The organism is Sphingorhabdus sp. (genome assembly GCF_044239005.1).
GTDB lineage: Bacteria > Pseudomonadota > Alphaproteobacteria > Sphingomonadales > Sphingomonadaceae > Sphingorhabdus_B.
Genome location: NZ_JBIICH010000184.1, coordinates 1 through 6104 on the forward strand (window position 1 = coordinate 1; position 6104 = coordinate 6104).

General features: G+C 56.4%; 6 protein-coding genes. 4 read left to right on the forward strand and 2 right to left on the reverse strand.

The features are described from left to right. A partial coding sequence (locus ACILQA_RS10760; protein WP_395629684.1) for an ATP-binding cassette domain-containing protein occupies window positions 1-615 on the forward strand: 615 nt, incomplete at its 5' end. 157 nt (window positions 616-772) lie between these two features. Here ACILQA_RS10760 and ACILQA_RS10765 read toward each other — a convergent pair. After that, on the reverse strand, window positions 773-1318 hold the full coding sequence (locus ACILQA_RS10765; protein WP_395629685.1) for a hypothetical protein: 546 nt from the start codon (window positions 1316-1318) through the stop codon (window positions 773-775). Between the two features lie 620 nt (window positions 1319-1938). On the opposite strand from ACILQA_RS10765, the gene ACILQA_RS10770 reads away from it, so the two are divergent. Next, entirely contained in the window at window positions 1939-2841 is a 903-nt protein-coding gene (locus ACILQA_RS10770) for an ADP-ribosylglycohydrolase family protein (RefSeq protein WP_395629686.1), read from the forward strand. A 111-nt stretch (window positions 2842-2952) separates the two neighbouring features. Continuing rightward, entirely contained in the window at window positions 2953-3321 is a 369-nt protein-coding gene (locus ACILQA_RS10775) for a hypothetical protein (RefSeq protein ID WP_395629687.1), read from the forward strand. Here ACILQA_RS10775 and ACILQA_RS10780 read toward each other — a convergent pair. Beyond that, entirely contained in the window at window positions 3314-4201 is an 888-nt protein-coding gene (locus tag ACILQA_RS10780) for a GIY-YIG nuclease family protein (protein WP_395629688.1), read from the reverse strand. The two genes, ACILQA_RS10775 and ACILQA_RS10780, sit on opposite strands and share 8 nt — an antisense overlap. 192 nt (window positions 4202-4393) lie before the next feature. On the opposite strand from ACILQA_RS10780, the gene ACILQA_RS10785 reads away from it, so the two are divergent. Continuing rightward, a complete protein-coding gene (locus ACILQA_RS10785; protein ID WP_395629689.1) occupies window positions 4394-5974 on the forward strand; it encodes an alkaline phosphatase in 1581 nt (526 codons plus the stop codon). Window positions 5975-6104: the final 130 nt, after the last annotated feature.

Genomic DNA, 6104 nt, shown 5'->3' on the forward strand with positions numbered 1-6104 from the left:
GAAACATGCAGCGGCGATGGCCTGATCAAGATCGAAATGCACTTCCTGCCCGACGTCTATGTGACGTGCGAGGAATGCAACGGCAAACGCTACAACCGCGAAACGCTGGAGGTCAAATGGAAGGGCCTGTCGATCGCCGACGTGCTCGACATGACGGTGGAGGACGCGGTGGAGGTGTTCAAGGCCGTCCCCCCGATCCGCGACAAAATGGCGATGCTGGCGGAGGTTGGGCTTGGCTATGTCAAGGTCGGGCAACAGGCGACGACCCTATCCGGCGGCGAAGCGCAACGCGTCAAACTCGCCAAGGAACTCAGCCGCCGTTCCACCGGCCAGACTTTGTACATTCTGGACGAGCCCACCACCGGCCTGCATTTTGAAGATGTCCGCAAACTCCTCGAAGTGCTCCACCGTTTGGTGGAACAGGGCAACAGCGTGGTGGTCATCGAACATAATCTCGACGTCATTAAGACCGCGGACTGGATCATCGACCTCGGCCCCGAAGGCGGCGTGAAAGGCGGCGAGATTGTCGCCGAAGGCACGCCGGAAGATGTGGTAAAGGTCGCAGCGTCCTACACCGGCCATTATCTGAAACCGATGCTGGAAAAGGCCAGCTAAGTTCGCTCCGATCCCTGACAACCCCCACCGTCATCCCAACACCCCTCTCGTCATCCTGAACTTGTTTCAGGATAACGAACAACCGTCGCAGGTTATCCTGAAACAAGTTCAGGATGACGAAGAGTGGGAGAGCCGAGTGGGCATCAGGCCAGCTAAGCTACGCCCACACCACCGACAACGGGTAAAGCGAAATCAGATAGACCAGACAGCCCATCACCACGCGGCGGTCGCGGGTGTATATCGCCAGCAGCAAGGTCGGGAACGCTGACCATCCGACCACCGCAAAGCGCAGGGTGAACAGGCCGGGAATATCCGTGAGCGTCACCAACGTGCCGAAAAACGCGGCATTGCACACAAAAACCCCGGCCAGCACCGTGCGATAATGGCGTTCGAAATGCGCATCCAAATCCTCAAAGTCGCCATCGGGAAAGATGAGCGAGGCCGCGAGATAATAAATGGCGGTGACCACAAAGCCGCCAAAAATCGCCGGCCATGTTACCGGAATAACCTCCCGCAATTCCCATCCATATAACCAGAATGTCACAAGGTCGCAGGACACAAACAGCCCCAACAACGCGGTGGGCCAGCCGACATGGACATGATGCCGCGCCTTTAACACACGGGCAAGCCCGCCCAACCCCTCCGCCAGCGCCAGCCCGAGCAAAAGCCCGAACAACGTAAAGATATATTCAAACCCATTCATATGATGCCCCCCCGAGCCATTGCACCTGCCGTGCAGACGGGGTGGTGTTAGATGGCTTTGGGCTTGGGGGCAAATGTTGGGAAGCGAAGAAGATACTTGGCATCCGCCCTCATCCCGACACTGCCCCGTCGTCCCAACACCTCTCTCGTCATCCTGAACTTGTTTCAGGATAACGAACAACCGTCGCATGTTATCCTGAAACAAGTTCAGGATGACGAAGAGTGGGAGAACCACCCCAAATCCTCCCTATCGATTTACGATGGGGAGGTGGCAGCCGGAACGGCTGACGGAGGGGCCTTGCAACAGCGAAGTCACACCAAAATTCCCCTCCCGCAGGCGCGTGGAGGGAACAGTCCCCCGGACTGATCCGAGAGGCTCCACTGGGCTAAGGGCGGGCCCTCACCCATAGCGCGCAGGCGCACCGCCCCGCCAAAGCCAGAAGCTGCGCCAATGTATCTCGCACAAAGGCACGAAGGCACGAAGAAGGGTCAGCCCGACTGGTCATCGCGATACGTAGTTCGAATGGGCAACTTGTCCATTGCCGCCCCACTGTTGTTGTGCGAGATGAGTTTTAACCTTTATTGGGCATTCCAAGTTAGTGCTCGTTTGGAACGATTCGAGTGACCGCCAAAGATAAAGCATCAGGAGCATTGATCGGTCTCGCCGTTGGCGACGCTCTCGGCGCACCCGTGGAATTTAAGGACCGAGGTACATTTTCGCATGTAACGGAGATGCAGAGTGGCGGCTATTTTCGGTTACCAGCTGGGGCGTGGACAGATGATACAGCGATGGCCTTATGCCTTGCGGACAGCCTCATTGCACACCCGCATCTGGATGTTTCCGACCTGCTTGATCGCTTCTTGCGGTGGCTAAATGAACACGAAAATACTAGCACAGATCGCTGCATCGGGGTTGGCCAGAACACTCTTGCAGTTCTTGGCAACTATAGTCGAACAGGTGCCCTGGTCGCGCCACCGGTTAACGGGCGCTCGGATGGTAATGGTGCAATTATGCGCGTAGCACCAGTGGCGTGTATGCACTTTCGAAACACTGACATTTTAAGGCGGATAGCTATTGAACAAAGCCAAGCCACACACTGCTCACAACTGTCGTCGGCAGCGTCAGAAATGCTTGGGTGGCTAATTGGCGCTTTGATTACTGGCACAGATTGGCAGCGCGCATTGAGTGCCGTTTGGAACGACACGTGGCCCGAGGAGATACAGGCGATTGGTCAATCATGTTGGGCAACCAAGACCAAAGATGAAATCCATTCGACTGGCTATGTCGTCCATACGCTTGAAGCTGCAATTTGGGCAGTCGGGACAACAGCGAGTTTCGAGGACGCACTCATTAAAGCTGTGAACCTCGGACATGATGCCGATACGGTCGGAGCAGTTGCAGGACAGATTGCTGGAGCGAAATATGGCGTGAATGCTATTCCCGAAAGATGGCTAAATGCACTCGTGCGCAGAGAGCTTATCGAGGACAAGGCTGCAGCACTATATGCCATGAGGCATGATTAATCGATGTCCAACACAGACTCCGTTTCAGCGTTAATAGAGATTGCTGATCGCATGGACTGGTGCACTAATTGGCACTGCGGAACATGTGCCGCATCTTACCTCAGGCGAGGATTGGAAAAGCTGCTCGGCTGTGAAAAATCATATCCAACCTATCCCGAGGCTGACATGGAGCGGCTAGCTGGCTTGATGGCGGCACTAAAGGCTATTAGTCATGGCGGTTCCGCGGAAGCGTTGCTGTTGATTGTATCCAAAGCATTGGGGCCCGAGCGGACGAGCGCAATTTTAGGCAACAGTCCTGCGGGCTTGCATTACGGCCTGATGTGGCAAGCCCATCTTATTGTTGAGAAGAAGCGCGAAATTCATCGTAACCGTTGTGACCCCAATCGGGTTGCCGAAGAAAGAGCGATCAAGAAAAAGACTAAGGCCGAAGCTCATGCCCGCAGAATCGAGAAATATCGAATTATGCGCGCAATCAATTGAGATTCATTCCATCTGGAACATAGGTGTGGAGCCGTTTTTTCCATGAATTCTCGATAGCAACGACTTCCGCGACATCGGCGCCAGGTGCGACCCGTTCCAATATGCTGAATGTAAGGTTTGCTGGATTTCTACCTTGCAAGCCGACGACATCTCCATGGCCTGTTTGCGCATAGTAATCCCAACGCCCGATTAAGTTGTCTTGGCCGTAAGCCGAACCAACATAGCCCTTGCCGTCACTGCGGTCGTGGATGAAGTAGATGCCGCGCCAGTACGACAGTGCAACGCGCCAACTCGGCGGCAGCGTGGAAATCTCATGCCATTTGACAATCAAGTCTCGCCAATCTGGCATTGGTGGTACGAAGTTGGATTGCTCGATGATTGCGCAAACTGGCATAGTATTTTGATGCGCCCACCTCCACCAAGAGATAGCTGGAGGAGGCCAATCAATGATCAGCTTGCCCGACCAGCTTTGAAGTACCGGCGTCTCTTTCAAATCAAACATGCGGCTAGCGTTGAGGTCAGCCCCGAACATAACAGGGAGAGTGAAGCCCAAATCGGCCAACGCTGCCCATTCCGGCATGGCGGCCAAATCTTGAGGGGTAACGTTCGAAAAACCCTCAATTTTGTAAAGGCCGACAAAGGTGGCTTTCGCCGCACGCTGCCCGATAAATGATGCGATGTAGCCGCGCCCAGCTAGGCTGCTGATTGCCGCTGCCGTAGGTCCGCCTTGTATGCTTTGATATAATTCAAACGCAGCAGGGCGAACATCCACAAGCCGACCTAACAAATCCGTGCTGAGCGGACCTTGGAGTGTGTGGCGTAGCACGATCACATTCGCAGGATCGATGCCCTGAAGGTTGAGTAGGTCATTTAATGTCATACCATTCTTTTATAAACCTAATTTAGAACCCACAAGGTGCAGATCGTAAGGCCTGTTATTTTTTGTCTCCCAAAATTCCTCCCAACCGACCACCACTCCCCCTCGCCAAAATCACCTCTCTAAACCGCCACTGTCTTGCGCCAGTCATCATCGTCTGCGATGTGTGGGTCCGAAACATTTTTGGAGAGTAAAATGCGTAAAGTGTCGCCGTTTGTGTCCGCTGGCCTGCCTGTGTCTTTGGCGTTGGCGTCCTGCCTGATCGGCGCGCCGGTTGTCGCGCAATATGCGGCGACGCCGGATCCTGCGGCTGCGTCGGCGGCGGCTCCCCTGCCCCCCGCGCGGCCCATTGGCACGCCGCCGCTGACCACCAGTGAGGGCTATTTGAAGGCTGGCGCAGCCGAGCTTGCACGGTTGGAGGCGGATACGCCCAACAACCGCACGGCGCGCAATGTCATCATCTTCATCGGTGACGGCATGAGCGTCACCACATTGACCGCGGCGCGCATTTTTGAAGGGCAGCAAAAGGGCATCGACGGCGAATCCTATGTCGCGCAAATGGACCGCCTGCCGCACACCGCCTTGGTCAAAACCTATTCGCATGATGGCCAGGTGCCCGACAGCGCGCCGACCGCGACCGCTATCGTCTCCGGCGTCAAAACGCTGAACGGCGTATTGGGCGTTGGCCCGCAAGCGGTTGAGGACAATTGCAAGGCGACCGAGCCGTATAAGGTCAAATCCCTGTTCGAAATGGCCGAGGACAAGGGATATGCCACCGGCATCGTGTCCACCGCGACCATCACCCACGCGACGCCCGCATCGACCTATGCCCATGTCGCGCAACGCGATTGGGAAGTGGACGCGAATATGCCCGCCGCGGCGAAGGCCGAAGGCTGCACCGACATCGCCCGCCAAATGGTCGAATGGCCGCATGGCGATGGTTTTGAGGTTATGTTGGGCGGTGGACGCCAGCATTTCATGCCCAACACCGAAGCTGACCCCGAATATCCGACCAAAAAGGGCAAGCGCGCCGATGGCAAGGACCTGACCGCCAGCTGGTTGGCCGCCAACCCAAAGGGCGCCTATGTCTGGAACAGCGAAGGCTTTGCCGCGGTGGACGCGCAAAAGACCGACAAGCTGCTTGGCCTGTTTGAACAATCGCATATGCAATTTGACGCCGACCGCACGGCGACCGGATCAAAAGAACCCTCGCTCGCCGAAATGACGACGAAGGCGATCGCGATGCTGTCCAAAAACCGCAAGGGCTATGTCCTGATGGTGGAAGCGGGCAAGATTGACCATGGCCACCATGGCGGCAACGCCTATCGCGCGTTGCAGGACACGGTGGCGCTGAATGATGCGTTGAAAGCGGCGATGGACGCTGTCGACCTGCGCGACACCCTGATCGTCGTCACGTCGGACCATAGCCACACCTTCACCATGGCGGGCTATCCCGAACGCGGCAACCCGATCCTCGGCCCCGTGGTCGACCAGAAAGGCAAATCGACCTTGGCCTTTGATGGCAAGGGATACACAACCTTGGGCTATATCAACGGCCCCGGCGCGGTCACAACATTGCCGCGCGCCGACCCGTTGAAAGAAGATACGCAGGCGCTGAATTATCGGCAGCAGGCGTTGATCCCCACCGGTTCGGAAACGCACAGCGGCGAAGATGTCGTCGCCCGCGCCGCAGGGCCAAAGGCGCATTTGTTCAAGGGCACGATTGAACAGCACACGATATTCCAAATCATGCGCGCGGCCCTTGGGTTTAAATAAGGCGGTTTTAAATTGGGGGCGCGCTTGTAAAGCAACGCGCGCTGCCCACATCTGCTGTTCGGGGGTTCCGAGCAGAGGAAATGCCATGAAACGGATATTATCGGTCGCTGTTCTGTCGCTCGCGCTGGCC